The organism is Polaromonas sp. P1_E3, assembly GCF_056405935.1.
In genome coordinates this window covers 23,371-49,851 of sequence record NZ_JBFUBD010000003.1, presented here as the reverse complement: position 1 = coordinate 49,851, position 26,481 = coordinate 23,371, and the positions used below count along the sequence as shown (strand labels likewise).

General features: G+C 62.9%; 23 protein-coding genes. 14 read left to right on the top strand and 9 right to left on the bottom strand.

Translation table 11 applies throughout. The features are described 5' to 3' along the window. Positions 1-48 precede the first annotated feature (48 nt). From chvE to AC1D0Z_RS01285, 8 genes are all read left to right on the top strand, one after another. Positions 49-1,119, top strand: a complete 1,071-nt coding sequence (gene chvE, locus AC1D0Z_RS01320; protein ID WP_477656445.1) for a multiple monosaccharide ABC transporter substrate-binding protein — start codon at positions 49-51, stop codon at positions 1,117-1,119. A gap of 129 nt (positions 1,120-1,248) precedes the next feature. Beyond that, positions 1,249-2,757: a multiple monosaccharide ABC transporter ATP-binding protein gene (gene mmsA, locus AC1D0Z_RS01315; protein WP_477656492.1), complete on the top strand. Its 1,509-nt coding sequence runs from the start codon at positions 1,249-1,251 to the stop codon at positions 2,755-2,757. 149 nt (positions 2,758-2,906) lie between these two features. Beyond that, positions 2,907-4,130: a multiple monosaccharide ABC transporter permease gene (gene mmsB, locus AC1D0Z_RS01310; RefSeq protein WP_477656444.1), complete on the top strand. Its 1,224-nt coding sequence runs from the start codon at positions 2,907-2,909 to the stop codon at positions 4,128-4,130. A 55-nt stretch (positions 4,131-4,185) separates the two neighbouring features. Continuing rightward, positions 4,186-5,712, top strand: coding sequence for a sugar ABC transporter ATP-binding protein (locus AC1D0Z_RS01305; protein WP_477656443.1), 1,527 nt, complete (start codon positions 4,186-4,188; stop codon positions 5,710-5,712). After that, positions 5,705-6,760 carry an ABC transporter permease gene (locus tag AC1D0Z_RS01300; protein ID WP_477656442.1) on the top strand — a complete coding sequence of 352 codons (1,056 nt, stop codon included), beginning with the start codon at positions 5,705-5,707 and terminating at the stop codon, positions 6,758-6,760. The genes AC1D0Z_RS01305 and AC1D0Z_RS01300 overlap by 8 nt, the downstream gene beginning before the upstream one ends. Before the next feature lie 35 nt (positions 6,761-6,795). Further along, the gene (gene yjfF, locus AC1D0Z_RS01295) at positions 6,796-7,800 is read left to right on the top strand and encodes a galactofuranose ABC transporter, permease protein YjfF (protein WP_477656491.1); all 1,005 of its coding nucleotides are present in this window, start codon (positions 6,796-6,798) and stop codon (positions 7,798-7,800) included. Positions 7,801-7,810: 10 nt separating this feature from the next. Next, the gene (locus AC1D0Z_RS01290; RefSeq protein ID WP_477656441.1) at positions 7,811-9,544 is read left to right on the top strand and encodes an IlvD/Edd family dehydratase; all 1,734 of its coding nucleotides are present in this window, start codon (positions 7,811-7,813) and stop codon (positions 9,542-9,544) included. Between the two features lie 50 nt (positions 9,545-9,594). Beyond that, complete coding sequence (locus AC1D0Z_RS01285) at positions 9,595-10,524, top strand: dihydrodipicolinate synthase family protein (RefSeq protein ID WP_477656440.1); 930 nt, start codon at positions 9,595-9,597, stop codon at positions 10,522-10,524. 87 nt (positions 10,525-10,611) lie between these two features. Here the strand turns inward: AC1D0Z_RS01285 and AC1D0Z_RS01280 are convergent, their stop codons facing one another. The 8 genes from AC1D0Z_RS01280 to atzF form a co-directional block, all read right to left on the bottom strand. Beyond that, the gene (locus AC1D0Z_RS01280; RefSeq protein ID WP_477656439.1) at positions 10,612-11,343 is read right to left on the bottom strand and encodes a GntR family transcriptional regulator; all 732 of its coding nucleotides are present in this window, start codon (positions 11,341-11,343) and stop codon (positions 10,612-10,614) included. Beyond that, positions 11,340-11,720: an oxalurate catabolism protein HpxZ gene (gene hpxZ / locus AC1D0Z_RS01275; RefSeq protein ID WP_477656438.1), complete on the bottom strand. Its 381-nt coding sequence runs from the start codon at positions 11,718-11,720 to the stop codon at positions 11,340-11,342. Before hpxZ ends, AC1D0Z_RS01280 begins: the two co-directional genes overlap by 4 nt. Further along, positions 11,717-13,153, bottom strand: a complete 1,437-nt coding sequence (locus tag AC1D0Z_RS01270; RefSeq protein ID WP_477656437.1) for an AtzE family amidohydrolase — start codon at positions 13,151-13,153, stop codon at positions 11,717-11,719. The genes hpxZ and AC1D0Z_RS01270 overlap by 4 nt, the downstream gene beginning before the upstream one ends. Continuing rightward, positions 13,150-13,359 (bottom strand): DUF4089 domain-containing protein, encoded by a 210-nt coding sequence (locus AC1D0Z_RS01265; protein ID WP_477656436.1) that lies wholly within the window; start codon positions 13,357-13,359, stop codon positions 13,150-13,152. The genes AC1D0Z_RS01270 and AC1D0Z_RS01265 overlap by 4 nt, the downstream gene beginning before the upstream one ends. 4 nt (positions 13,360-13,363) lie before the next feature. Continuing rightward, a complete protein-coding gene (locus AC1D0Z_RS01260) occupies positions 13,364-14,185 on the bottom strand; it encodes an ABC transporter ATP-binding protein (RefSeq protein ID WP_477656435.1) in 822 nt (273 codons plus the stop codon). 151 nt (positions 14,186-14,336) lie between these two features. Next, positions 14,337-15,179, bottom strand: coding sequence for an ABC transporter permease (locus tag AC1D0Z_RS01255; protein WP_477656434.1), 843 nt, complete (start codon positions 15,177-15,179; stop codon positions 14,337-14,339). Then, positions 15,176-16,195, bottom strand: coding sequence for an ABC transporter substrate-binding protein (locus tag AC1D0Z_RS01250; RefSeq protein ID WP_477656433.1), 1,020 nt, complete (start codon positions 16,193-16,195; stop codon positions 15,176-15,178). Before AC1D0Z_RS01250 ends, AC1D0Z_RS01255 begins: the two co-directional genes overlap by 4 nt. A 51-nt stretch (positions 16,196-16,246) precedes the next feature. Next, positions 16,247-17,947, bottom strand: coding sequence for an allophanate hydrolase (atzF, locus tag AC1D0Z_RS01245; protein WP_477656432.1), 1,701 nt, complete (start codon positions 17,945-17,947; stop codon positions 16,247-16,249). 249 nt (positions 17,948-18,196) lie between these two features. On the opposite strand from atzF, the gene AC1D0Z_RS01240 reads away from it, so the two are divergent. The 6 genes from AC1D0Z_RS01240 (at position 18,197) to AC1D0Z_RS01215 (ending at position 26,093) form a co-directional block, all read left to right on the top strand. Further along, positions 18,197-18,904, top strand: a complete 708-nt coding sequence (locus tag AC1D0Z_RS01240) for a haloacid dehalogenase type II (protein ID WP_477656431.1) — start codon at positions 18,197-18,199, stop codon at positions 18,902-18,904. A 56-nt stretch (positions 18,905-18,960) separates the two neighbouring features. Next, positions 18,961-21,192 (top strand): malate synthase G, encoded by a 2,232-nt coding sequence (locus tag AC1D0Z_RS01235; RefSeq protein WP_477656430.1) that lies wholly within the window; start codon positions 18,961-18,963, stop codon positions 21,190-21,192. A gap of 515 nt (positions 21,193-21,707) precedes the next feature. Continuing rightward, on the top strand, positions 21,708-24,251 hold the full coding sequence (locus tag AC1D0Z_RS01230; RefSeq protein ID WP_477656429.1) for a DUF1631 family protein: 2,544 nt from the start codon (positions 21,708-21,710) through the stop codon (positions 24,249-24,251). A gap of 95 nt (positions 24,252-24,346) precedes the next feature. Further along, the gene (locus AC1D0Z_RS01225) at positions 24,347-25,165 is read left to right on the top strand and encodes a fused MFS/spermidine synthase (RefSeq protein WP_477656428.1); all 819 of its coding nucleotides are present in this window, start codon (positions 24,347-24,349) and stop codon (positions 25,163-25,165) included. 178 nt (positions 25,166-25,343) lie between these two features. Continuing rightward, entirely contained in the window at positions 25,344-25,781 is a 438-nt protein-coding gene (locus AC1D0Z_RS01220; RefSeq protein WP_477656427.1) for an OsmC family protein, read from the top strand. 33 nt (positions 25,782-25,814) lie between these two features. Beyond that, positions 25,815-26,093 (top strand): hypothetical protein, encoded by a 279-nt coding sequence (locus AC1D0Z_RS01215; protein WP_477656426.1) that lies wholly within the window; start codon positions 25,815-25,817, stop codon positions 26,091-26,093. Between the two features lie 19 nt (positions 26,094-26,112). On the opposite strand, the gene AC1D0Z_RS01210 is transcribed toward AC1D0Z_RS01215, so the two are convergent. Beyond that, positions 26,113-26,448 carry a hypothetical protein gene (locus tag AC1D0Z_RS01210; RefSeq protein WP_477656425.1) on the bottom strand — a complete coding sequence of 112 codons (336 nt, stop codon included), beginning with the start codon at positions 26,446-26,448 and terminating at the stop codon, positions 26,113-26,115. Positions 26,449-26,481: the final 33 nt, after the last annotated feature.

Below are 26,481 nucleotides of genomic sequence, written 5' to 3'. Positions count from 1 at the left end.
CGCACGGATACTTGAAAAATTCATTCATAACACTCAAGGAGACAATTCATGAAACGTACTTTTCTGAAAACTTTGCTGGCCGGGATGGTCTTGGGCGCCGTGGGTGTCGCACCGCTCGCGCAGGCGCAGGACAAGGGCAGCATCGGCATCTCGATGCCGACCAAGTCCTCGGCCCGCTGGATCGCCGACGGCGACAACATGGTCAAGGTGCTCAAGGAGCGCGGCTACAAGACCGACCTGCAATATGCCGATGACGACATCCCGAACCAGCTCGCCCAGATCGAGAACATGATCACCAAGGGCGTGAAGGTGCTGGTGATTGCCTCCATCGACGGCACGACCTTGTCCAAGGCACTGCAAAATGCGGCGGACAAAGGCGTCAAGGTCATTGCCTACGACCGCCTGATCAAGGGATCGAAGAACGTGGATTACTACGCCACCTTCGACAACTTCCAGGTTGGCGTGCTGCAGGCCACCTCAATTGTCGACAAGCTGGGCCTGAAGCAGGGCAAAGGGCCTTTCAACATCGAGCTTTTCGGCGGCTCGCCTGACGACAACAATGCGTTTTTCTTCTACGACGGTGCCATGAGCGTGCTCAAGCCCTACATCGACAGCGGCAAGCTGGTGGTGCGCAGCAAGCAGATGGGCATGAACAAGGTAGGCACGCTGCGCTGGGACGGTGCGGTCGCACAGGCACGCATGGACAACCTGCTGTCGGCCTACTACGGCAAGGAGAAGGTTCACGCAGTCCTGTCGCCCTATGACGGCCTGTCCATCGGCATCCTGTCCTCGCTCAAGGGCGTCGGTTACTGCACGGCGCAGCAGCCCTGCCCCGTGGTCAGCGGCCAGGACGCCGAAATTCCTTCGGTGAAATCCATCCTGAAGGGTGAGCAGTACTCGACCGTTTTCAAGGACACGCGCGAGCTGGCCAAGGTGACGGCCAACATGGTGGACGCCATGCTCTCCGGCAAGCAGCCCGAGATCAATGACACCAAGACTTACAACAACGGCGTGAAAGTGGTGCCCTCTTACCTGCTCAAGCCGGTGGCTGTTGACGCATCCAACTGGAACCAGGTGCTGATAGGCAGCGGTTACTACAAGGAATCGCAGATCAAGTAAGCCTGATCGGAAAGCAGGACGTCCCGTGCCGCAAGGCACGGGACTGTTGACGCTTTCGGGTGTCAATCACCTTTGTACTGGTTTGTTTTTTTTTGTATCGAAGGACAGGCGTTGGAAACGATTCTCGAGATGCGCGACATCCGCAAGACCTTTCCGGGGGTGGTCGCGCTGAACAAGGTCAACCTGCGCGTGCGCGCCGGTGAGATCCATGCCATCGTCGGCGAAAACGGCGCGGGCAAATCGACCTTGATGAAGGTGCTCTCCGGGGTCTATCCCCACGGTTCCTACAGCGGCGACATCGTCTACGAAGGACAGGAGCGTCAATTTCTTGGCATCCATGACAGCGAACAGCTGGGTGTCATCATCATTCACCAGGAGCTGGCGCTGGTGCCGCTGCTGTCCATCGCAGAAAACATATTTCTTGGCAACGAAACCGCCACGAGGGGTGTCATCGACTGGATGGCTGCCCACAGCAAGACGCAGGCCCTGCTGAAAAAAGTAGGGCTCAAGGAATCACCGGCCACGCTGGTCACCGACATCGGCGTGGGCAAGCAGCAATTGGTGGAAATCGCCAAGGCCCTGTCCCGGCAGGTCAAGCTGCTCATCCTCGATGAACCGACCGCCAGCCTCAACGAGGGTGACAGCCAGGCGCTGCTGGACCTGCTGCTGGAGCTCAAGGGCCAGGGCATCACCTGCATTCTTATTTCGCACAAGCTCAACGAAATTTCACGCGTGGCGGACGCCATCACCATCCTGCGCGACGGCAGTACCGTGGAAACGCTGGACTGCCGCGCCGCCGAACCCATCAGCGAAGACCGTGTGATTCGCGGCATGGTGGGCCGCGAGATGGCCGACCGCTACCCGCCGCGCGAGCCGCGGATCGGCGAAACCGTGTTTGAAGTGCGCGACTGGAGCGTCTACCACCCGCTGCACACCGACAGGCAGTTCATCAAGGGCGTCAACCTGCAGGTGCGGCGCGGTGAAATCGTCGGCATTGCCGGGCTGATGGGTGCGGGGCGCACGGAGCTCGCCATGAGCATCTTCGGCCGTTCATGGGGGCGCCGCATCAGCGGCGAGGTCCTGCTCAACGGCCAGTCCGTCGACGTGGGCAGCGTGGAGAAAGCTGTCCGCCACGGCCTGGCCTATGTGACCGAAGACCGCAAGGGTAACGGGCTGGTTCTGAACGAAGACATCCAGTTCAACGTCTCGCTGGCCAACCTCAAGGGCGTCTCAAGCGCTGCCGTCATCGACAGCGGCCGCGAATACCAGGTCGCGCAAAGCTACCGCGAAAAACTCCGCATCAGGTGCTCCAGCGTTGGCCAGAAAGTCCTCAACCTCTCGGGCGGAAACCAACAAAAAGTGGTGCTCGGGAAATGGCTGTTCACCAGCCCTGAAGTGCTCATCCTCGACGAGCCCACGCGCGGCATCGACGTGGGCGCCAAGTACGAGATTTACACCCTGATGGCCCAGCTCGCGGCCGAAGGGAAATGCATCATCATGATTTCCTCGGAAATGCCCGAATTGCTGGGCATGACGGACCGCATCTACGTCATGAACGAAGGCCGTTTCATCGCCGAAATGCCGACGGCCCAGGCCTCCCAGGAAAAGATCATGCGCGCGATCATGAAAGCCAGCTGAAATGAAAACTCCCCCCCGAAGCGCCTCCGGCGCTCCACCCTCAAGGGGGCGCCACCTGCGGCCCGGCGAAGCCGGTTCCGCGATGGCCCTGGCCTGGGTCACGCCGGCCTCAACGGCTGCAGGTGCGCACCACACAACGAATGACTGACATGAGCCAGATGACCCCCCCCCAGAATGCTACCGCTGCCCGCACCGATGTGACGGCCGCTCACCAGAAATCGCCACTCGACTACCTGAAGCACAACTTCCGCGAGTACGGCATGCTGATCACGCTGGTGGCCATCATGGTGTTCTTCCAGTACATGACCGAGGGCACGCTCATGCAGCCCCTCAACCTCACCAACCTGGTCCTGCAGAACAGCTACATCGTCATCATGGCGCTGGGCATGCTGATGGTGATCGTGGCGGGGCATATCGACCTGTCGGTCGGTTCGGTGTGCGGATTCATAGGCGCGCTGGCAGCCGTGCTGATGGTGGAGTACGGCTGGCATTTCGTGCCGGCCTCGCTGGTGTGCCTGCTCTGCGGCGCGCTGATAGGCGGGGTCCAGGGCTGGTTTGTCGCCTTCTTCCGCATCCCTTCTTTTATTGTCACGCTGGCCGGCATGCTGGTGTTCAAGGGCCTGGCGCTGGCATTGCTCCAGGGCCAGTCGGTCGGCCCCTTTCCGGATTCATTCCAGATGCTGAGCTCGGGCTTCATGCCCGACCTGCTGGGCAGCGAAGGCCTGCGCATGACCTCGCTGCTGCTGGGCGTGGCGCTGGCCGCCATACTCGCCGTGGCCGGCATACGCGCACGGGCCAAACAGCTCAAGCACGGCATCCAGGCTGAGCCCGCTGCCATTTTCTTCGTCAAAACCGCGATGTTCTCGGCGCTCCTGATCTATTTCAGCTACCTGCTGGCTTCCTACAGGGGGCTGCCGAACGTGCTGATCGTAATGGCTGCGCTGATTTTCCTGTTCCACTTCATCACCAGCCGCACCACCATCGGGCGGCGCGTTTATGCGCTCGGCGGCAATGAAAAAGCCGCCAAACTCTCGGGCATCAAGACCGAGCGACTGGCTTTTTATACCTTCGTGAACATGGGTGTGCTGGCGGCGCTGGCGGGCCTTGTGTTCGCCGCGCGCCTGAACACCGCCACACCCAAAGCCGGCCTGGGCTTTGAGCTCGACGTCATCGCCGCCTGCTTTATCGGCGGGGCTTCGGCTTCGGGTGGTGTCGGCAAGGTCATGGGCGCGGTGATCGGCGCGTTTGTCATGGGCGTGATGAACAACGGCATGTCCATCCTGGGCATCGGCATCGATTACCAGCAGGTCATCAAGGGCGTGGTGTTGCTGGCCGCTGTATTTGTTGACGTCTACAACAAGAACAAGGCATGAACCACCCGGCCGCTCCCGAGAGACATACCGCTGCGCATGGCGCGGAGGCCGCTCCGTGACCCCAGCCGATACCGTTCCCGTACTTGAGCTTGCGGGGATCCATAAACAGTTTGCAGGCATCGCCGCGTTGCGTGATGTGCGGTTACGCCTTTACCCTGGCGAAATACACGCCTTGATGGGGCAAAACGGTGCGGGCAAGTCAACCTTGATCAAGGTGCTGACCGGCGTGCTTGAAGCCAGCGGCGGCCAGATGCAACTGGCGGGAAAACCTGTGTGGCCGGGCTCGCCCCTGGCCGCGCAACGCCTGGGTATCAGCACGGTCTACCAGGAAGTCAATCTCTGCCCCAATCTCTCTGTGGCTGAAAACATTTTTGCCGGCCGCTACCCGCGATGCGGCCTGGCACAGGGGTACCGCATCGATTGGGCCCTGGTGAACCGCCGAGCGCGGGAACTGGTCGCGCGCATCGGCCTGGACATCGACGTGACGCGCCTGTTGTCCAGCTATCCGGTCGCGGTGCAGCAGCTTGTCGCCATCGCGCGGGCCATCAGCATTGAATCGAAAGTGCTGATCCTTGATGAACCGACTTCCAGCCTGGACGATGACGAGGTCCAAAAGCTCTTTGAGGTGCTGCGCCGCTTGCGCGACGACGGACTTGCCATCGTCTTTGTCACCCATTTCCTGAACCAGGTCTATGCGGTGTCGGATCGCATCACTGTGCTGCGCAACGGTAGCTGGGTAGGCGAATGGCGCGCCAGCGAACTGGGACCGCAGGCATTGATTGCGGCCATGCTTGGCCGGGAGCTGGCCGCGCAGTCCGCCGGTGCCGCGGTAGCCCCTGCGTTTGATGATGCAGTGCCGGCACTTCTGCAAGCAGAAGGCCTGGGTCAGGCCGGCCAGCTGCAGGCTGTGGATTTCCGCGTGCGCGCCGGCGAGGTGGTGGGCCTGGCAGGCCTGTTGGGTGCGGGCCGCACGGAGCTGGCGCGCCTGCTGTTTGGGCTGGAGACGCCAGACCGCGGCGTGCTCAGGATCAATGGTCAAACGGTTGCTTTCTCCAACCCCGCCGATGCGATCCGGCATGGGCTGGCCCTGTGCCCCGAGGAGCGCAAGACCGATGGCATCGTGGCCGAGCTCTCGGTCCGGGAAAACATTGCGCTGGCGTTGCAGGCCCGCATCGGCATGCGCCGGTTTTTGTCGCGGGCCGAGCAAACCGCGCTGGCCGAACGCTTTGTCCAGGCAATGGGCATCAAGACTGCCAGCGTGGACACGCCCATCGGCCTGCTGTCAGGCGGTAACCAGCAAAAAGCCATGATCGCGCGCTGGCTCGCGACCGAACCGCGCCTGCTGATTCTCGATGAACCCACGCGCGGTATCGACGTGGCCGCCAAGCAGGAAATCATGGAGCAGATCCTGCGCCTGGCAGAGGCTGGCATGGCGGTGATTTTCATCTCTTCCGAAATGAGCGAGGTGGTTCGCGTGGCGCACCGCATCGTGGTGCTGCGTGACCGCCGCAAGGTGGGAGAACTGCCGGCAGGCAGCAGCGAAGACACGGTCTATGAACTGATTGCAGCTGAACATGCCTGAAGAGAAACACCACCCGTCGCCGCTGACCACAGCCATGCAGCATCGGCTGGCCTGGCCATTGCTGACGCTGGCGCTGCTGCTGGCCGTGAACACGGTTTTCAACGCCAGTTTCCTGCACATCGAATGGCGTGACGGCCATCTCTACGGGAGCCTGATCGACATTCTCAACCGGGCGGCGCCGCTGGTGCTGGTGTCGCTGGGCATGACGATGGTGATCGCCACGCGCGGAATCGACATTTCTGTAGGCGCGGTGGTAGCCATCGCAGCCGCCGTGGCCGCCTGGATGATAGGCGGCTCGGTCACGGGAAGTGTGAGCCGGTTCCCGATGCCGCTCGCGATTCTGGCAGCGCTGGGCATCGCATTCCTGTGCGGGCTGTGGAATGGCCTGCTGGTTGCCAGGGTCGGCATGCAACCGATCATTGCCACGCTGATCCTCATGGTGGCGGGCCGCGGTATCGCACAGCTGATCACCGACGGGCAGATCATCACCATCTATTACGCCCCCTTCTTTTTCCTGGGCGGCGGCTACCTCCTGGGCTTGCCGTTCTCGCTGTTCATTGCTGCAACGGTGTTCGTTGCGCTTTATCTGACTGTGACGCGTACCGCCCTGGGCCTGTTCGTCCAGGCAGTCGGTATCAACCCGACAGCAGCCCGCGTGGCCGGGATACAGGCCCGGCGGCTGATCGTTGCCGCTTACGCCTTTTGCGGCGTGTGTGCCGGCATTGCCGGATTGTTGATCAGCTCCAACGTCAAAAGCGCCGACGGCAACAATGCTGGCCAGTTGCTCGAGCTCGACGCCATCCTGGCCGTGACGCTGGGCGGGACCGCCCTTACCGGCGGGCGCTTCAGCCTGGTGGGCAGTGTGATCGGCGCCCTGATCATCCAGACCCTGACTTACGCCATCTACTCTCTCGGCGTTCCGCCCGAGATCAATCTGGTGGTCAAGGCCGCGGTGGTGTTTGTCGTGATGCTGCTGCAATCGCCGGAGTTTCGGGTCCAGGTCGGCACCTGGGTGCGCCGGCCGGCAGCGCGTGAGATGCTGTCATGAGCGGCGCCGTGGCCAAACCCGTGGCTGCAGCGCGCATGCCCACACAGTCGGGGCGTTCGGCAGTGTCTCGCTTCAACCCCAAGTACCTGCCGCTGGCGGCGACCATTTCCCTGTTCGTGGCCATGGCGACCATAGGCTCGGTGCTCTACAGCGGTTTCTTTTCGGCACAGGTCTTCCTCAACCTGCTGGTTGACAACGCTTTCCTGATCGTCGTCGCGGTGGGCATGACTTTCGTCATTCTTTCCGGTGGCATCGACCTGTCCGTCGGTTCGGTGATTGCGCTGACCACCATGGTTTCCGCTTCGCTGGTGGAACACCGCGGCTGGAGCCCGGCCGTGGTCATTCCGCTGGTGCTCGCCATGGGCGCGGCCTTCGGCGCTTTCATGGGCTTTCTGATTGAGCGTTTCCGCCTGCAGCCTTTCATCGTGACGCTGGCCGGCATGTTTCTCGCACGTGGCCTGTGCTACCTGATCAGCGTTGACTCGATCAGCATGACCAACGAGTTTTATTCAGAGATCTCGCAGTGGCGGGTTTCCCTGTGGGAAGGCGCCTCACTCTCCGTGGGTGCGGTGATCGCCGTTGCAGTGCTGTTGGCAGCGATATTCATTGCACACTGCACGTCATTTGGCCGCACTGTTTACGCGATTGGCGGAAGCGAACAGTCGGCGGTGCTGATGGGCCTGCCGGTAAGGGCCACTCTGGTAGGGGTGTATACGCTCTCCGGTTTTTGCTCGGCACTGGCAGGTGTGGTTTTCACTTTCTACATGCTCTCGGGCTATGGCTTGCATGCTGTCGGCATGGAACTCGACGCTATTGCCGCGGTGGTTATTGGCGGCACATTGCTCACCGGCGGCGTGGGTTATGTCGCCGGTACGCTGTTCGGCGTGCTGATGCTGGGGATCATCCAGACACTGATTTCCTTCGACGGCACCCTGAGCTCCTGGTGGACCCGCATTGTTGTCGGTGCTCTGCTGTTCGTTTTCTGCCTGCTACAGCGCCTGCTGACGAGCCGCCGAACCAAATCTCCTGAAATTAATTGACAGACCTCTCATGACAAACACCAAACGAAAACTGCGTTCCACCGAGTGGTTCGGCTCTGCCGATAAAAACGGCTTCATGTACCGCAGCTGGATGAAGAACCAGGGTATCCCTGACCATGAGTTCGACGGACGTCCCATCATCGGCATCTGCAATACCTGGTCGGAACTCACACCCTGCAATGCCCACTTCCGCAAGATCGCAGAACATGTGAAGCGCGGCATTTCAGAAGCGGGTGGCTTTCCTGTTGAATTCCCGGTGTTCTCGAACGGCGAGTCGAACTTGCGGCCCACGGCCATGCTCACGCGCAATCTCGCCAGCATGGACGTCGAAGAAGCGATTCGCGGCAACCCGATTGACGCTGTGGTGCTGCTCACCGGCTGCGACAAGACCACACCGGCGCTCTTGATGGGAGCAGCGAGTTGCGACATTCCCGCCATCGTGGTGACGGGCGGGCCCATGCTCAACGGCAAGCTTGAAGGAAAAAACATCGGCTCGGGCACCGCTGTGTGGCAGTTGCACGAGTCACTGAAAGCGGGGGAAATCCAGCTGCACCAGTTCCTGGCAGCCGAGGGTGGCATGTCGCGCTCAGCCGGCACCTGCAACACCATGGGCACGGCCTCCACCATGGCCTGCATGGCCGAAGCGCTGGGTACCTCTTTGCCGCACAACGCTGCCATTCCCGCGGTGGATGCCCGCCGTTATGTGTTGGCACAGATGTCAGGTGCGCGCGCTGTCGAGATGGCCCGTGAAGGCCTGACACTGTCGAAAATCCTCACGCGCGAAGCGTTCGAAAATGCGATCCGCGTCAACGCGGCGATCGGCGGCTCCACCAACGCGGTGATTCACCTCAAGGCCATTGCCGGCCGCATGGGCGTGCAGCTGAACCTGGAAGACTGGACGCGTACTGGCCGCAACACGCCTACCATCGTCGACCTGCAGCCGTCAGGCCGTTTCCTGATGGAAGAGTTCTACTATGCCGGCGGCCTGCCCGCCGTGTTGCGCCGCCTGGGTGAAAACAGCTTGCTGCCGCATCCCAACGCGCTCACCGTCAATGGCCGGTCGCTATGGGACAACGTGCGGGAGGCCCCGCAGTACAACGATGAAGTGATCCGCCCCCTTGACAACCCCTTGATCGCCGACGGCGGCATTTGCATCCTGCGCGGCAACCTGGCGCCGCGTGGCGCCGTGCTCAAGCCCTCCGCAGCGTCGCCGGAGCTGCTCAAGCACCGCGGCCGCGCGGTGGTGTTCGAGAACCTCGAGCACTACAAGGAGCGCATCGTCGACGAGACGCTCGACATCGATGCCAGCTGTGTGATGGTGATGAAGAACTGCGGCCCCAAGGGCTATCCGGGTATGGCCGAAGTCGGCAATATGGGTCTGCCGCCCAAGCTGCTGCGCCAGGGTGTCAAAGACATGGTGCGAATCTCCGACGCGCGCATGAGCGGCACCGCTTACGGCACTGTCGTGCTGCATGTGGCGCCAGAAGCAGCGGCAGGCGGGCCACTTGCAGCGGTGCGCGACGGCGACTGGATCGAGCTCGATTGCGATGCAGGCCGCCTGCACCTGGACATCAGCGATGCGGAGCTGGCAGAACGCCTCGCCGCTCTGGACAAGGCCCCCGCAGGCATGCGGGGCGGCTACCAGCGCCTGTATGTCGACCACGTGCTGCAAGCCGACGAGGGCTGTGATTTCGATTTTCTGGTCGGCTGCCGCGGCTCTGAAGTTCCCCGGCACTCCCATTAAATCGCTCAAGCAGAGAACTACTGAAATTTATTCAACCTGATCCAGCTCCCATGAACACGCTCCGCCAGCCGCGTTACCGCGGCATCTTTCCCGTCGCCCCCACCACCTTCACCGAAACCGGCGAACTGGACCTTGAAAGCCAGAAACGCTGCATCGACTTCATGATCGATGCCGGCTCCGACGGCATCTGCATCCTGGCCAACTTCTCCGAGCAATTCGTGCTTTCGGACGAAGAGCGTGAAACCCTGACCCGTACCGTCCTCGAACATGTGGCCGGCCGCGTGCCGGTCATCGTGACGACCACCCACTACGGCACCAAGGTCTGCGCCGAGCGCAGCCGCCGGGCGCAGGACATGGGTGCCGCCATGCTGATGGTCATGCCGCCGTATCACGGGGCCACCTTCCGCGTGAGCGAGCCGCAGATTTACGAGTTCTATGCGCGACTGTCAGATGCGGTCAATATTCCCATCATGATCCAGGATGCGCCCGCCAGTGGTACCGTCCTTTCGGCTTGCTTCCTCGCGCGCATGGCCCGTGAGATTGAACACGTCGCCTATTTCAAGATCGAGACCGCCGGGGCGGCCTCCAAACTGCGCGAACTGATCCGTCTGGGAGGCGACGCGGTGGAAGGCCCCTGGGACGGCGAAGAAGCCATCACGCTGCTGCCTGACCTCGACGCCGGCGCCACAGGTTCCATGACCGGCGGCGGTTACCCCGATGGCATTCGGCCCATCATCGAGGCGCACCGCACCGGAGATCACGACAAGGCCTATGCCTTGTACCAGCAATGGCTGCCGCTGATCAATTACGAAAACCGCCAGGCGGGGCTGCTGGCCGCCAAGACCTTGATGAAGGAAGGCGGCGTCATCGCCTGTGAGGCGCCGCGTCATCCTTTTCCGGCCATGCACCCGGACACGCGCGCCGGGCTGCTGGCGACCGCCAGGCGGCTTGATCCGCTCGTGCTGCGCTGGGGACGATAAGCGGGCGAGCCGCCGGCGGGGCGCGCCTAATAGCTCGCTCCTTTTTTAATAGCTGATTGCGCCCGCTGGTCAACGGTTTCGGGCGTTTTATGTCTTGGGCGATGTTCCGGAACCGATCTGGCGCGCGAGGTGCACCTGGTGCAGCGTTATTTTCCGCACCTCGGCCTGGCTGGTTTCTATATGTGCGCGCAGCAACATCGCAGCCTGGTCGCCGCGCTTGGCGCGCACCGCCGTGAGAATCTTGGCATGCTCCTCGTAGGTTGCGTCAATGCGTGGCTGCTTGATGAAGTCAAGGCGCCGGATGATGCGGATGCGGTCGGTGACGTCGCCATGCACCCGGGTCATCTCGGCATTCCCGGCCGCTGCCACCAACGCGCAATGAAATGCCTCATCCCACTGTGCGACCTGCACCATGTCGGTACTGCGCTGGGCCACAGGCACCAGCCAGATGGCCGCCAATTCATCGAGCAATGCCGTGTTGACCGCCTGGCTGCCGCTGCACAAGCGCTGCACCGCGGTGGTTTCCAGCACCATGCGCAGGTCGTAGAGCTGTTCGAACTTGTCGAAGTCGAACGGCAACACGCGCCAGCCGCTGCGAAACAACACTTCAACAAAGCCCTCCTGCTGCAGCCGGAACAAGGCCTGGCGCACCGGCGTACGCGACACACCCAGGCGCTCGCTGACTTCGCTTTCGGTGAAGCGGTCGCCGGGCACCAGCTTGAATTCGGCGATGTCGCGCTTGAGTTCGGCATAAGCCTCGTCGGCGCGCGAATGAAAGGAATTGCCGGCAACAGGCGGGGCGGCAGGCGTGCGGCTCATGCCAGCAGGCTCACGTGGGCGGCCACCACGCGCCAGCCTTCAGGCGTGCGTAACCAGGTCTGGCTTTGGCGCCCGGTCCTGCCGGCGCCCACACGTGCGAACTCCGTGTTGGCCGTGGCGAAGTCGCGACCGTATGTCGTGATGACTGTGGCGCGCAAGGCACGCGCGAGCCCCTGTGGGGAGCGCCCCGCGCGAAAAGCACGAATGGCGTCATAGCCGTAGAGGTTCTCGGTGACGCCATAGCGCAGGGTGTGCTCGCTGTTCCAGAACAGCTCATCGAGCACTTCCACCTTGTTATTGACCAGCGCGTCCTCGTAGCGAAGAAACGCAGCCGTCACTTCAGCATGAACGTCGGGCAGGTTGATGGCATGGATCATGATTTACCGATTGTCAGCGAAGCCAGCGGTGCGCGGGCGATGCCGGCCGCCTCCAGCACGGCGGCCGCGCGAAGCGCGTGGTCTTCACGCCAGGGTGCGGTGACGAGCTGCACGCCCACGGGCAGGCCCTCATCCGGCCACACCGGCACCGCACAGACCGGCAGGCCTATGCACGAAAAAGGCTGGGTCAACAAACCCATGCTGGGGCGCAGCGGCATCCGTTTGCCGTTCAACTCCAGCCACTCCGCCCCTATGGGCGTGGCGGCGCAAGGGGTGGCAGCGGCGAGCAGCACATCGAAATGTTCAAACAGCCCGGCCACGGCCTGGGCATAAAGGCGGCGTACGCGCTGGGCGCGGTCAATCCAGGCAGCCGGCAGCAGGCTGCCCGCCAGAAAACGGTCCCGCGACAGGGGTTCAAAATCGCCTGCGCGGCGCCGCAGGTCGTCCAGGTGCAAGGCGCCGCCCTCGGCATTGGTAATCAGGAAGGCAGCGGCGCGGCCCGCCTCGACCATCGGCAGCGCCACCGTTTCACGGGCGCCCAGTGCCTGGGCTACACGCTGCACGGCGGCCCAGGCCTGTGGCTGGGCATGGGCCTGGAAGTAGCCGCCCAGCACGCCCACGCGCAATCCACCCACCCCTTGCATCAGCGATGGCAATACCGGCTCGGCGGTGCGCTGCGCGCAACCGGGATCGCGGCGATCCGTCTTCTCGGGCCCCTGCATGAGGTCATAAGACAGGGCCAGGTCGCGCACGGAACGCGCAAACGGCCCCAGGTGATCCAGGCTGGAAATAAAGGGGTAGCTGCCAGTACGCGGCAGCCGGCCAAACGTGGGCTTGAGCCCGAACACCCCGCACAGCGAGGCCGGCACGCGGATGGAGCCATTGGTGTCCGAGCCCAGCGTCAGCGGAACCTGCCCCGCAGCCACTGCGGCGCCTGAGCCGCCGGATGAGCCGCCGGCAATGCGCGTGAGGTCGTGCGGGTTGCGGGCCGGGCCGGCATGGCTGTTTTCGGTGGTAAAGCCGTAGGCGTATTCGTCCATATTGAGCGCGCCCACCAACACCGCGCCGGCCGCCTCCAGCCGCTGCACCAGCAGCGCGTCGGCCGCGGCGGGCGCCCGTCCACGCTCAATGGCCGAACCCGCCAGCGTGGTCAGGCTTTCAATGTCGAAGAGGTTCTTCACGGCAAAGGGCACGCCTAGCAGGGGCAACTCCGCGAAGCCTGGCGCATCGCCGGCGAGTTGTCGGTCCAGCAGGGCCGCGCGTTGCCGTGCCCGCGCGGCGGTGACTTCAGTAAACGCGTTGACGCGGCCGTTGGTGGCGCTGATGTGCGCGAGGCTGGCTTCGACCAGCGCACCGGCGCTGATTTCTCGCGCGCGCACGGCGTGCGCCATGGACGTTGCGTCACCGCGCAGGTATTCGGCGGCGTTGCTCATCCGGTGGCCTTGACGGAAAGCTCGACAGGCACAAACACTGTCGCGGGGTCGTCATGCGCGTCCAGCGGTACCGCCTGCAATTGCTCTGCAAAGCCGGCGGCCAGCGCGAAAAATTGCAGAACGCCGGGCCGATGCTCCGCGCTCAGCGGCAAGCCCAGCGCCGCCGCGGCGGCATCGACATAAGCCTCTATTTGCGGCGGCGTCATCATGTCAGCGCCTGACTTCGCGCTGGAAGATCTCCAGGCTCAGTTTTTTGGTGCGGATAAAGCTGGCCTCGGACAGCGTTTCCACCGTGCGTGGGCGCGCATCGCCGTAGGGCAGGATCTCGGCCACGCGCGTCGGGCGCTTGGTCAGCAACAGCACCTGGTCGGCCAGATAGACGGCCTCTTCGAGGTCGTGCGACACCAGCAGCATCGTGGTGCCGGTCTGCATGAAAACTTCCTGCAATTTTTCGCGGATGAACAGCGTCATCTCGAAGTCCAGCGCCGAGAACGGCTCGTCCAGGAACAGCACCTCCGGATTGGGCGCGAGCGCTCGCATGATGGAGGCCGTCTGTTGCTGGCCGCCCGAGAGTTCATAAGGGTAGCGGTTCAGGTCGAACTTCACGTCGAAGGAGGCCACGAGTTCGGCCATGCGCCTGTCGACTTCCGCCTTGGACCTGCCTTCGAGCTTGAGCGGGTAGGCGATGTTGTCGATGGTGCGCATCCACGGGAACATGGCTTCGCGGTAGTTCTGGAAGACGTAGCCGATCTTGGTGTCCTTGAGCGACTTGCCGTCGAACAGGATCTCGCCCGCATCGATGGGGATCAGGCCCGCGATCATGTTGATCAGCGTGGACTTGCCGCAACCGTTGGGCCCGAACACCGAGACGATCTTGTGCTTGGGGATGTCCAGGTTGAAGTCTTCATACAGCGGCCAGCCGGCGAAGTACTTGGTCAGCCCGCGTATGGTGATGTGCGTGCCGGCCGGGCCGGGCTGGAATTCGCGCACCGGAACATCGGCGAAGACAGGGGCGTTAATTACAGCGGACATGGCGCACTCCAGCAGGTTTCACAATTGAAGAATAGGCGGGCGGTCCTCTCCTTCAAGCAGGGGCCGCGGAACTGGCTTTGCCAGGCCGCAGGCGCAGCGGCCCCCTCGGGGGGCAGAGAGCTATACGCAGTGAGCGAACGTGGGGGCCACATCACCTTCCGCTCCAGTGAACGATGCGTCGCTCGGCGACTAAAAACAGGATGTTCAGCGCATAGCCCAGTGCACCCGCAGCCAGTATGGACGCATACATGTCCTTCACGTTCATGACCTGCTGCGAGTTGATGATGCGGTTGCCCAGGCCGGTGTCGGCGCCGATGAACATCTCGGCGACGATGACGATGACCAGCGCCATCGACACCGCCGAACGCAGGCCGACAAAACTCGGCTGCAGGCTTTCCCAGATCAGCACGTCCTTGAACACCTGCCAGCGGGAAGCGCCCATGACTTTCGCAGCCATCACGCGCTGCTTGCGCGCGTTGATCACGCCGTAGGCGCTGTTGAAAACCACGATCAGCAGCGCGCCAAACGCGGCAATCGCGACCTTGTTGATGTCCGACACGCCGAAGATCATCAGGAACAGCGGGATCAGCGCTGAAGACGGGGTGGAGCGGAAGAAGTCAATCAGGAACTCCACGCTGCGGTAGGCTTTTTCATTGCTGCCCAGCAGCACGCCCAGCGGCATGCCGACGGCGGCGGCGATCATGAAGGCCTGGACCGTTCGCCACACGGTGACTGCAAAGTCCTTGAGCAGCGGCCCGCCTGCCAGGCCGCTAAGCAGCGCGCCCAGCGCGTCGATCGGTGGTGGCAGCAGGATGGCTTTGATGAAGCCCAGCCGCACCGCCAGATCCCAGATGATGAAGAGTGCCACCGGGCCGATGAAGGGCAGGGCCTTGTCCAGCACCGGTTTGCGCTGCAGGGCGGCCGCCGGCGCGGCAGGAGGCGTCCAGGGTTTGGCGGCAGACGCCGCTGTTGCAGGGGCGGTCATTTTGCTCATCCCTTGTAAAGCATGGTGTCGACCATGAGGCGCGAGCTGAAGATGCCTTTTTCGGAGAACAGGTCGAAGAACTTCTGGAAGTGCGCGACGTCGGCCGGGGTGAATTCGTTGTACATGGTGTAGGCGGCCAGCGGCACTTCGCCGGTCAGCGGACCTTCAATCGCGGTGTAGCCTTTGAGGTATTGACGCGCCTCGACCGATTTGCTGCGCACGTAAGCCACGCCCTTGCCGTAGGCGGCGACGAATTTTTTCGCGGCATCGGGGTTCTTCTTGATGAAGTCCGAGGACAGCGAGGCCGAGCCGCCGAACCATGGCGCCATCGGGTCGCCCAGCACGTACCGCGCGATCACGCCGGCCTCAAGCACACGGGTCGTGCCGTTCATGCGGCCTATGGTGCCGGTGGGCTCCAGCGTGTAGGCACCGTCGATCTGGCCGGCGGCGAGCGCGGCCACATGCTGGCCGATAGGCAGTTCGACCACGGTCGCGCCGGTGGCGCCGCCGCGTTCCAGCACGGTCTTGGCCAGCGTCACGTTCTGGATGCCGGGGCCGGAACCGACCCGCTTGCCTTTGAGGTCGGCCATTACCTTGGCGGGACTGGCCGCCGGCACGATGACCTCGTCGAGCACGTTCTTCACGTTGCTGGGGTTGGAGCAGAAGATCTTGAAGGTGCCTGGCTGGGCAATCTCGCCGATGGCGATGTTGGCCGAGCCGGTGCCGTTGGCGGTACCGTCGGCACGGCCCGAGAGCACCGCCTCCATCACCTGCTGCGCGCCTGCGAACTTCAGCGGCTCGACGTCCAGGCCGGCGTCCTTGAAGTAGCCCAGCTCTATGGCTGAGTAGAAGGGCAGGCCGGCGGCGATGGGCCAGTAGCCGATGCGGATTTTCGGTCCACCCTGAGCGCGCAGGATGGCAGGCATGCCCAGCATCCCCAGCGCCGCGCCGGCGGCCGTGGCCTTGATCAGCGTGCGGCGTGCCGGGCCGGAGGTGGCGGATTGCGATGTGGGAAAGGGCTTCATGGAATGCTCCTGCAGGTGATGGATAAGCGGTGGATGGAAATGAGTGAAAGGTCAGGCGGTTGTGCTTGTTTTCAGTGATGCGAGGTAAGCGCGCCAGCCACCCAGGTGGGTGATGTCTTCTGCGCCTTGCACGGCATGTGCCTCGCAGACAAAGCCCTGGATGCTGCCGCCGTCCTCCAGCGCCAGCGTGCCTATGCCCAGCGGCGCTGGGATCAGCGCGACGAAAGAGCCGTAGTGCTGCACCGGCATCTCCCAGATTTCCAGCGCAATGCCCGCGCCCTCATTGGGTGCCACGCGCAACAACCCAGGCTTGGGCGGCACCGTGCCCGGCAGGGCATAAAAGCGATAGTCCGGCGCGGTACGTGCCGCGCCGACCAGCCTGGCGCCGCGCGCTGTCAGTTGGCTGTTCAGCGGCATGCCGGAAAGATGCGCGCCCACGACGGCCAGCCTGACAATGCCAGCCGGCTGGATGCCCGGCAAGGCCGCGGGTGCGGGCAATGCTTCGTTCAAGGCGCCCTGAGGCAGGCCGGTGGCATGGTGATAGCGCTGGCCCAGTTCAGCCAGCTGCCAGTCACTGCCCGCCAGTCCTACCAGCGTGATGCCAAAAGGCAGGCCGTCAGGCCGCAGGCTGCTGGGCACGGAGAGGGCCGCATAGTCCAGCAGGTTGACGAAGTTGGTGTACGTGCCCAGGTGGCGGTTCAGCACGACGGGGTCGCGCTGCATGGCCTGCAACGTGTAATGCGTGGGCGCGGTCGGTAACAGCAGCACGTCAATGTCATGCCACATGGCGGCCGCCTGGTGACCCAGTGCTTGCAACTTAGTCTGGGCCGCGAAGAGGTCAGCGGCGCTGTATTGACGGCCGGCGCCGATGATGCTGCGCACCGGTTCGATCACCGCGTCTTCATGCGCGTCGAAGAAATCGCGCACGGCGGTGTAGCGTTCGGCCACCAGCGCGCTTTCATAGAGCAGCGCGGCCGCCTCGGCCAGCGGCGCGAAGTTGATGGCGACGGGCACGCCGCCCAGCGCCTCCATGCGCAAGGTGGCTTCTCCAAAAGCCTGTTCGGCCAGCGCATCGCCATAAAAATTCAGCACCGAGGGCACACCGAAGCGAAAGCCTTTCGGCAAAGCTGAGCTGGCCATCACCAACTGCCGCGAATACGGATCCAGTGGGTCATAGCCCATGGCTGCTTCAAGCACGCGTGCCGCCGTGGCCACGGTGCGCGCGAAGATGGATACGCAGTCCACGCTCTGCGCGGCCGGCACAACACCGCGCGTGCTGATCAGGCCTTTGGAGGGCTTGAGTCCAACGATGTTGTTCAGGCCCGCCGGTACGCGTCCCGAGCCCGCGGTGTCTGTGCCCAGCGCAAAGTCGGCCTGTCCCGTCGCCACCACGTAGGCCGAGCCCGAGCTGGACCCGCCTGATATATAGGCGGAGTTGATCGCATTGGGAACAGCGCCGTAAGGTGAGCGCGTGCCGTTCAGGCCGCAGGCGAACTGGTCCAGGTTGGTTTTTCCCAGCAGCTGCGCACCCGCATCGAGCAGCTTTTGCACCACGGCGGCGTGCGCAACGGGGGTGTATGCGAAGGCAGGGCAGGCAGCAGTGGTGGGCACGCCCGCTACATCGATATTGTCTTTCGCCGCAAATGACAGCCCGGCCAGCGCACCAGCTTGGCCAGGAGGAAAGGACGGCGTCCTTGTAATCCAGGCCTCCGGCGCCCATTGCGGGGTTCCCGCACCCGGAACTGCCGTCACGGCAGAAGAGACGGAAGGCCCGGGAGGCGTCAGCGGTAAAGAGTTATGCACCAATTGAAAGCATCCATACTTGTGTACAAGTTGAGATGCAAGAGCTGTGCCAATTCCGTCTGAATGTTGTTGGCGCACTATTTATAGGGATTCACCAAAAAATCGCATGCTTGAGGTTGTATTAGCTACAAAAATGTCATGGATAAAGCGATTTATCGGTAATTAATCGTGCATGTTGTATCAAATACAGTAGAGGCCATGGAAAAGCCTCGCCCCAATCCGCAGCCCAAGCTTCGCGCCGTGCTGTTTGATGCCTACGGCACGCTGTTTGACGTGTACAGCGTCGGCTTGCTGGCGGAGCAGTTTTTTCCGGGCAAAGGTGAGGCGCTGGGCATCTTGTGGCGCGACAAGCAGATTGAATACACGCGCCTGGTCACTCTCAGCAATGCAGGGGCTCACTACCAACCTTTCTGGGATCTCACGCGCGCCGGCCTGCGTTATGCAGGAAAGCGCCTGGGGCTGGATCTGGGCGGTGGCCGCGAAGAACAGCTCATGAACCAGTACCGCCACCTGTCGGCATTCCCGGAAAACCGGGAGGTGCTGCAAGCGCTGAAGGCGCGCGGCGTCACGACCGGTATCCTGTCCAATGGCGACCCCTCCATGCTGGAGGTGGCCGTCAAGTCGGCGGGGCTGGAAGGCCTGCTGGACCACGTGATCAGCGTGGACAGCATTCGTAAATACAAGACCGCGCCTGAAGCCTACGCGCTCGGGCTGAAAGCCACCGGGCTGGATGCGAAACAGATCGCCTTTGTGAGCTGCAACAGCTGGGACGCGCTGGCGGCTACCTGGTACGGCTACCAGACGCTGTGGGTCAACCGCTACCAGCTGCCGTTTGAAGAGCTGGGCACGCAGCCCGTGCATACCGGCAGCAGCCTGCGCGACGTTCTTTCGCTGCCGCTGCAATGACCCGGTGCCTCCGATTTTTAACCTGAATTTTTGATTTTTTGATTGAAGGGACGACCATGACCACCACAACCCACACGCCACGCACTGCCAGCCACCGCTTGCAGGTCGCGACCACGCTTTACCGTTTCATTGAAAACGAGGTATTGCCGGGCACTGGAGTGGCCGCCGGCGCTTTCTGGAAGGGCTTTGACGCCATCGTGGCCGACCTGGCGCCGAAAAACCTCGCCTTGCTGGCCGAGCGTGACCGCCTGCAGGCAGAAATGGACACCTGGCACAAGGCCAACCCCGGCCCGATCAGCGACATGAAGGCGTACCGCGGCTTTCTGGAAAAAACCGGCTACCTCGTGCCTTCGCCGAAGAAGGTCACCATCACCACTGCCAACGTGGATGCCGAACTCGCCAAACAGGCCGGCCCGCAACTGGTGGTGCCCATCCTGAATGCGCGTTACGCGCTCAATGCTGCCAACGCGCGCTGGGGCAGCCTGTATGACGCACTCTATGGCACCGACGTCATCCCCGAAGACGGCGGCGCCACCAAGGGCAAGGGCTACAACCCTTTGCGCGGCGCCAAAGTGATCGAGTACGCACGCTATGTGCTTGACCGCACCGCGCCCCTGAAGAAGGGCTCGCACATCGATTCGACCGGCTACGCGGTCAAGGGCGGCAAGCTGGTCATCACCCTGAAAGGCGGCAAGACCACGGTGCTGGAAGACGCCAGCCAGTTCATCGGCTACCAGGGCAACGCCTCCGCGCCGTCGTCCGTGCTGCTGCAGCACAACGGCCTGCATATAGACATCCGCATCGACCGCACCACACCCATCGGAAAAACGGATGCCGCCGGTGTGAGCGACCTGGTGGTCGAAGCCGCGCTGTCGACCATCATGGACCTGGAGGATTCCGTGGCCGTGGTGGACGCCGACGACAAGGTGCTGGCCTATCGCAACTGGCTCGGCATCCTGCAGGGCACGTTGACTGAAAGCGTGACGAAAGACGGCAGGACGTTCACGCGCGGCCTGAACCCGGATCGCGAATACACCTCGCCAAAAGGCGCCAAAAGCAAACCCGTGGTGCTGCACGGCCGCTCGCTGATGTTCGTGCGCAATGTCGGCCACCTGATGACCAACCCGGCCGTGCTGTACACCGCAGCCGACGGCAGCACCCAAGAGATTCCGGAAGGCATCCTCGACGCGGTCGTCACCACCGCCATCGCGATCCATGACCTCAAACGCAAGGGCAAGCCTGGCATCAGGAACTCGCGCAAGGGCTCGGTCTACATCGTCAAGCCCAAAATGCACGGCCCGGCCGAAGTCGCCTTTGCCGACGAGCTCTTCAGCCGCGTCGAAAAAATGCTGGGCCTGCCGGGCAGTACGGTCAAGCTCGGCATCATGGACGAAGAGCGCCGCACCAGCGTCAACCTGAAGGCCTGCATCGCAGCAGCCTCCAGCCGTGTGGCTTTCATCAACACCGGTTTCCTGGATCGCACCGGCGATGAAATGCACACGTCCATGCACGCAGGCCCGATGATCCGCAAAGGCAACATGAAAATCAGCGCCTGGCTCAGCGCTTATGAGCGCAGCAACGTGCTGGTAGGGCTGGCCTGCGGGCTGCGCGGGCGCGCCCAGATCGGCAAGGGCATGTGGGCCATGCCGGACCTGATGGCTGACATGCTCAAGGCAAAGATCTCCCATCCGCAAGCCGGCGCCAACACCGCCTGGGTGCCGTCGCCCACCGCTGCGACGCTGCACGCGCTGCACTATCACCAGGTCAACGTGGCTGCGGTGCAGAAGGACATGGAAAAGAAGATCGACCTGCGCTCCGAGATTGCCCGGCTGTTGCCCGAGTTGCTGCAGGTGCCGGTCTCGCCCGACGCGAAGTGGACGCCCGCCGAAATCCAGCAGGAGCTGGACAACAACGCCCAGGGCATCCTCGGCTACGTGGTGCGCTGGATCGACCAGGGCGTCGGTTGCTCCAAGGTGCCGGATATCCACAATGTGGGCTTGATGGAAGACCGCGCCACCCTGCGTATCTCGAGCCAGCACATGGCCAACTGGCTGCTGCACGGCGTGGTGACCAAAGCGCAAATCCAGGAAACCTTTGAGCGCATGGCCGCCGTGGTCGACGGCCAGAACGCCGGGGACCCGCTGTACAAAAAGATGGCAGGCAACTTCGGGACGTCGGCAGCCTACAAGGCGGCCTGCGACCTGGTCTTCAAGGGACTGGAGCAGCCCAGCGGTTACACCGAGCCGTTGCTGCACGCGTGGCGGTTGAAGGTCAAAGCCGGGTCGTAGGTCGCCAGACCCCAGGGGGCGGCGGGTTCTGCGCCCGCCTGTTGCCCCCTTTGTCGCGTCACACGCGTCATGCTGCATTTGCGTGGCCGCTATTGATTTGATAGCTGCTTGCGCTTGTCCGTATTGGGCTGCAGCCTTAATCCCTAACTGGAGGGCGCACAGTGGTGGCGGGCGGCCCCTGTCAATGGCGTGGCCGCCTAGGTCTTTTGATGCGTCTTTTGATGCATTGGTATGGCAGAGGTGTTGCGCCAAACCGACCTTTACAAAGGCCCGTCGATCCCGCCAGAGCGTCCGCTCATCGCCATTCGCGGGATTTAGGGACTGTTTGCGGCCCGTTACCGGCCGGAAGCCTTGTAATTCATATGTATGCATTGGAAACCAAGTGAAACACTTTGCAAGTACTCCAATGAAATCCCGGTTGCCCCTTACCCTAACGTCTCCCCCGTCTCCGGCCACAGAATGGTTGCAAGCTGGCCGGTAAAAAGTGATTAATACCAATTTCCCCGAACTCCCCGATGGCTTCGCAACCTGACGTCCTCCAATCCTGTCTCCAGGCGGCTGCCAAAGCGGCGCGTCCTGCGCTGGAACGGTGCCTTGATGATGCCGTGGCGGGACTGCAGATTGCTGAATCGCAAAGCCAGAAAGTGGCGGAGCGCGACGAACTGGCAGCGGCCTGGCGGGGGCTCCAGCAAAACAAGCTCATCTGGGTGGTGCAATACCCGGCCGACCTGCTGGTGCATTTCAAGGCCAATGTGGCTGTTGCGGCGCAAGCAGTGCGTACGCCGATGGCGTCGCCGGACCAGCTCGCTGCGTCGGCCGCCGCTTCGTCAAGCGCCTTTGCCGCCTTGTCTTATGCCAACTTCGCTCTTGTCGACGACGAGGATGTCTCCCAGGCCATTGAATCGTCCCGGCTGCTCCAGCTGGTTTTGCCGGCGGTTGATCACGTCCTCGCCGAGCTGAACAAGCTGATCAGCACCGTGCAAGGGCTGCCGAATGTGCGCCCGGAACTCAATCCGCTGCGACCGGAAGTGTTTGCCCAAACTTTGCGCGAAATGATCAGCGCAAGCAATGCGAGCCCCGCCATCGTCTCCCTGTGGCTCAGGTATCTCGCCGATCCGCTGGGGCGCGAGCTCAAGCAGGTTTATGAGCGACTGGTCAACCAGCTCGAACTCGCCAATGTGCAGGGCGCCAGCTACCGCGTGCTGCAAACGCCTGCGAGCGCCGCCGGAGGCCACGCCAAGGGAGCCGGCGGGCACCGTGGCCTGGGCTCCGGCAACGGAGGCGGAGGCGCAGGCGCAGGCGGAAGGGGAAATGGAGAGGCCGGTGAATCCGGGCGCCACCAGCCACCCCCGCAATATGCCGACCTCTCCAACTACGAAATCCGGGACGAGTTGTTCCAGGATTTCCTGTTTCATGGCGGCAGCAACGCCCACCACGGGCTGGCGCCGTCCTATTACGAAACCGTCGAGGAAGAGCTGGTCGCCCTGCGGGAGGCGCCCGACTCGTCCGGCGCCCCGTTGGGTGATGCAGAGGGCACGCCTGCGCACGAATACCAGAGCCTGCCGGCGGTAGACCGTCCGCAGCGGATGGTTGATGAACGCAGCCAGCTGAGTCCGCAGCTGTGGGGTTCCTATGCCCGGCCCCGCGAGCGCGCCATCGTCCGGACCCAGCTCAAGAAGGAAGCAAAACAGGTTGGCCAGGTGCTGGGCCTGGAAGTGGTGCGCAAGCTGGTCAACCAGGTCGCGCAAGACCCGCGCCTGCTGGTGCCGGTGCGCGAAGCCATCGTGGCGCTGGAGCCCGCACTGTTGCGCCTGGCCATGGTGGACCCGCGCTTTTTCAGCGATGAAGGCCACGCCGGACGCCGCGTCATGGAGCGCGTGGCCCAGCGCAGCTTCAAGTACAACGACGAATTCAGCCCTGAATTCCTGGCATTTTTTGAACCGGTCACGCGTGCATTTAACGGCCTCAACAATCTGTCGATTGACGATGCCCAGCCGTTCGCGATGGCATTGGCCGAGCTGGAATACGGCTGGGATGAGCAGGACCAGCTCGAATCGGAAAACCGGAACAACGTGCTGCAGGCCCTGCGGTTCGCCGAGGAACGCCAGACGCAGGCCGACCAGATCGCCTTTGAGCTGAGCACGCGCTCGGACCTGGACAAGGTTCCAGGCCTGGTGCTGGATTTCCTGTTCGGCCCCTGGGCGCTCGCCATGGCGCACGCCAGGCTCTCCGATACGCGCAACCAAGTCGATCCGATGGGCTTCGGTTCTGTAGTGCCCGACCTGCTCTGGAGCGTCAAGCGGGAAGTCACGCTGAAGCGTCCGGCCAAACTGATCGAGATGATCCCCAGTCTCCTGGGCAAGCTGCATGAAGGGCTTGAGCTGCTGGGGCAGGACCCGCGCGAAAGCGAGCCCTTCTTTGAGGGCCTGATGATGCTGCATCGGCCCGTGCTCAAGCTGCGCCGCCTCAAAAGCCGGCGTGATGCGGAAGAGTCGGGCGCAGTACCGCTGGAATCCGAAGAAGATACAGCCACACCCGAACAACGGCTGGCCAAGGCCGCCGCGCATCCCTGGCTTGCGCGCGACGATCTGGACGCCGCCGGATTCGAAGACACCCTGCCTACCGTGCCCGGAGAACTCGCCCCGCTCGAGGAAGACGAACCGCCGCCGATAGAACCCATGCAAGCGGCAAATGAGCCCGACTCCAGCCATCCTGAATATCTCGCTGCGGCGGCAGCCTCGGCAAATGCGGTACCGGCCATGGCCCAAAGCGAAGCCGAGCGCTTGCTGCTCAGCCTGCGGTCCGGCCACTGGGTGGATATGTACTCCAGGCGCCGCTGGCTGCGTGCCCAATTGATCTGGGCCAGCACCAAGGGAACGCTTTTCATGTTCGTGAGCCATGGCGGCCAGCCGCATTCGATGACCAAGCGCAGCTGCGAACGGCTGATCCGCGAACGCCTGCTCAGGCCGGTAGACAGCCAGGGCGTGGTGGCTCAGGCCCTTGATGCGGTTGCGTCGGAAGTAGCCACGACCGCGCAGCCGGAATCCCAGCCGTTCTGAAATAATTTCCCGTGCGGGCGGCGCGGCAGCCTCGTATCGCCCGCATGGCGCGAATCACGCATAGTGCCCGTGGGCGCTAACGCCTCACAAGCTCCATGACCTCCTGGCCCGACCTCACACCATTTCCTGCTGCCCCTGTCTCAACGGGCCCCGCAGGATTGCTGCCGCAGGCACATGCACAGCCTTTTGTGCATGACGACGGAAACACCCGCTCACTTCACTTCACGATGGGCGAGCTGCAAAGCCGCATGCTGCTGCACCACCCGTGGCACCTGGAGGTGGACTACACGCTGACCATGATGGGTTTCCTGCTCTTTCGGCCCGCACCGCTGCACATCGGGATGATCGGCCTGGGCGGCGGCTCCCTGGCCAAGTTCTGCCACCGTGAGCTGCCTTCCAGCCGAATGACCGTGCTGGAAATCAATCCGCAGGTGGTGGCGCTGCGGCGTGAATTCCACGTACCGGACGATGACGCGCGGTTTCGCGTGATCGAGGCTGACGGAGCCTTTTTTTTAAAGGCCGGCACACCCCGGTTCGACGTTCTGCTGATCGACGGGTTCGACCACCAGGGTCAGCCGCCAGCCCTGTCGACCCAAGGTTTTTATGACGACTGTTTTTCCGCGCTTTTGCCGGGCGGCGTGCTGGCGGTGAACCTGCACTACGATGACCCGGACTACCCGCTGCTGGCGGGGCGCATTGCGCGCAGCTTTAACGGCAATTTCGCAGAAATTCCTGCCGCAGAAAAAACCAACAGCATTGTGTTTGCCTTCCGCGGAAAGCCTGTGCCAGTGCGCGGGCTTTCCGTGGCGAAAGCCCTGTCCGGACTCGCGGACGACGAGGGCCGGGCCCAGCTCAGGGCCGAACTCGGGCGCATCACCTGGCACATGAAAGACCCCGGCGCAGACGACGCCTGACGCAGCGCAGCCATCGCCGCGCCTCAACGCATCCGTGCGGCGCTGGGCCTTGCCGCGCTTACCCCAAGGTGCGGCCTTGTCCGACGGCGGGCAACTCAAATCGCAGGCACCCTGGGGCGTTGCATCTTTCAATGCATGCATTCCGGCCGACCTGCGCCTCACAAACCTGGAGAACTCCATGACCGAAAAAACTGCATCCGTTCACTGGGAGGGCCGAGGCAAAAAAGGCCAGGGTCAGATCAGCACCGATACCGACGCGCTCAAGGCGTATCCCTACGGCTTTGGCAGCCGCTTTGAAGACGACCGCAGCGGTACCAATCCGGAAGAGCTGCTGGGCGCAGCGCACGCCGCTTGCTTCACGATGGCGTTCTCCTTTGCTTGCGACAAAGCCGGCTTCGACACCCGTTCCATCGACACGCGCGCCCGGGTCCGTCTGGTGCCGCAGGGCGATGGTTTCCTGATTGACCGCATCGCCCTGACTTTGGAGGCGGTGATTCCGGACATTGACGAAGCAACATTCCGGGAACTTGCCGAAGGTGCCAAAAAAGCATGCCCGCTTTCCAGGGCGCTCGCCAGCGTTCCCGAAATCACGCTTTCAGCGACCTTGCGGCAATAGCCAGTAACTTCCGGCCCAAGAAGGACACGCGACATGAATCCCCGGACAAATTTTTCTTTTGAGCTTCAGTACCTGGCGCAGTCAGCCGCCACCCAGGACGAGCGCGAAGGCGTCATGGACTCGCTGGGCCCATCCCTGCAGAAGCTGTTTGCCGCAGACGACCCTTCGGCCACCGTGACGGTGAGCGACAGCCACAAAGGAGAGGGCAACAAGATCGTGGAGCTGACAACGACCTTGCAAGACCCCCAGGTCGCTGCAACACTGCAGGCCTTTTCCAGCCGGTACGGCGTGGCCGTGAGCGCGCTGGAATAAGCGGCCCGGCGCAGCGCCCTTAGGCCTGCCAGACGCCGTAACCTGCCTCACGCAGGCCGATGCCAAGCTCCACCTCCATGTCACGCGCTGCGTCGTAGGGCATGGGGTTGTACATGGCGTACAGCTGGGGCAGAAGGCGCAGGCCAAAGTCCCGTGCAAAGCGGTTGGACTGGATCCCGGCCTTGTGTTTGTCAAAGCGTACGTCCGGGTCCAGGCCGGTCATGCCGACATACACAAAGGGCTTGCCCAGCTGGTAGTCGGGGTTGGCCCGGCGAAACCGGGGAATGTCCCAGACTTCAGGCGCCAGTTCGATCACATACACGCTGTAGTGATGGCTTCTTGGAATGGAGGGCATGATTTGCCGATGGGACCGGTAGGAGGGTCCCAC

What these genes read in the sequence shown, in the direction of transcription:
- chvE (WP_477656445.1), top strand. Translation starts at nt 49, where the DNA reads ATGAAACGTACTTTTCTGAAAACTTTGCTGGCCGGGATGGTCTTGGGC.
- mmsA (WP_477656492.1), top strand. Translation starts at nt 1,249, where the DNA reads ATGCGCGACATCCGCAAGACCTTTCCGGGGGTGGTCGCGCTGAACAAG.
- mmsB (WP_477656444.1), top strand. Translation starts at nt 2,907, where the DNA reads ATGAGCCAGATGACCCCCCCCCAGAATGCTACCGCTGCCCGCACCGAT.
- AC1D0Z_RS01300 (WP_477656442.1), top strand. Translation starts at nt 5,705, where the DNA reads ATGCCTGAAGAGAAACACCACCCGTCGCCGCTGACCACAGCCATGCAG.
- yjfF (WP_477656491.1), top strand. Translation starts at nt 6,796, where the DNA reads ATGCCCACACAGTCGGGGCGTTCGGCAGTGTCTCGCTTCAACCCCAAG.
- AC1D0Z_RS01290 (WP_477656441.1), top strand. Translation starts at nt 7,811, where the DNA reads ATGACAAACACCAAACGAAAACTGCGTTCCACCGAGTGGTTCGGCTCT.
- AC1D0Z_RS01285 (WP_477656440.1), top strand. Translation starts at nt 9,595, where the DNA reads ATGAACACGCTCCGCCAGCCGCGTTACCGCGGCATCTTTCCCGTCGCC.
- AC1D0Z_RS01280 (WP_477656439.1), bottom strand. Translation starts at nt 11,343, where the DNA reads ATGAGCCGCACGCCTGCCGCCCCGCCTGTTGCCGGCAATTCCTTTCAT.
- hpxZ (WP_477656438.1), bottom strand. Translation starts at nt 11,720, where the DNA reads ATGATCCATGCCATCAACCTGCCCGACGTTCATGCTGAAGTGACGGCT.
- AC1D0Z_RS01270 (WP_477656437.1), bottom strand. Translation starts at nt 13,153, where the DNA reads ATGAGCAACGCCGCCGAATACCTGCGCGGTGACGCAACGTCCATGGCG.
- AC1D0Z_RS01265 (WP_477656436.1), bottom strand. Translation starts at nt 13,359, where the DNA reads ATGACGCCGCCGCAAATAGAGGCTTATGTCGATGCCGCCGCGGCGGCG.
- AC1D0Z_RS01260 (WP_477656435.1), bottom strand. Translation starts at nt 14,185, where the DNA reads ATGTCCGCTGTAATTAACGCCCCTGTCTTCGCCGATGTTCCGGTGCGC.
- AC1D0Z_RS01255 (WP_477656434.1), bottom strand. Translation starts at nt 15,179, where the DNA reads ATGAGCAAAATGACCGCCCCTGCAACAGCGGCGTCTGCCGCCAAACCC.
- AC1D0Z_RS01250 (WP_477656433.1), bottom strand. Translation starts at nt 16,195, where the DNA reads ATGAAGCCCTTTCCCACATCGCAATCCGCCACCTCCGGCCCGGCACGC.
- AC1D0Z_RS01240 (WP_477656431.1), top strand. Translation starts at nt 18,197, where the DNA reads ATGGAAAAGCCTCGCCCCAATCCGCAGCCCAAGCTTCGCGCCGTGCTG.
- AC1D0Z_RS01235 (WP_477656430.1), top strand. Translation starts at nt 18,961, where the DNA reads ATGACCACCACAACCCACACGCCACGCACTGCCAGCCACCGCTTGCAG.
- AC1D0Z_RS01230 (WP_477656429.1), top strand. Translation starts at nt 21,708, where the DNA reads ATGGCTTCGCAACCTGACGTCCTCCAATCCTGTCTCCAGGCGGCTGCC.
- AC1D0Z_RS01225 (WP_477656428.1), top strand. Translation starts at nt 24,347, where the DNA reads ATGACCTCCTGGCCCGACCTCACACCATTTCCTGCTGCCCCTGTCTCA.
- AC1D0Z_RS01220 (WP_477656427.1), top strand. Translation starts at nt 25,344, where the DNA reads ATGACCGAAAAAACTGCATCCGTTCACTGGGAGGGCCGAGGCAAAAAA.
- AC1D0Z_RS01215 (WP_477656426.1), top strand. Translation starts at nt 25,815, where the DNA reads ATGAATCCCCGGACAAATTTTTCTTTTGAGCTTCAGTACCTGGCGCAG.
- AC1D0Z_RS01210 (WP_477656425.1), bottom strand. Translation starts at nt 26,448, where the DNA reads ATGCCCTCCATTCCAAGAAGCCATCACTACAGCGTGTATGTGATCGAA.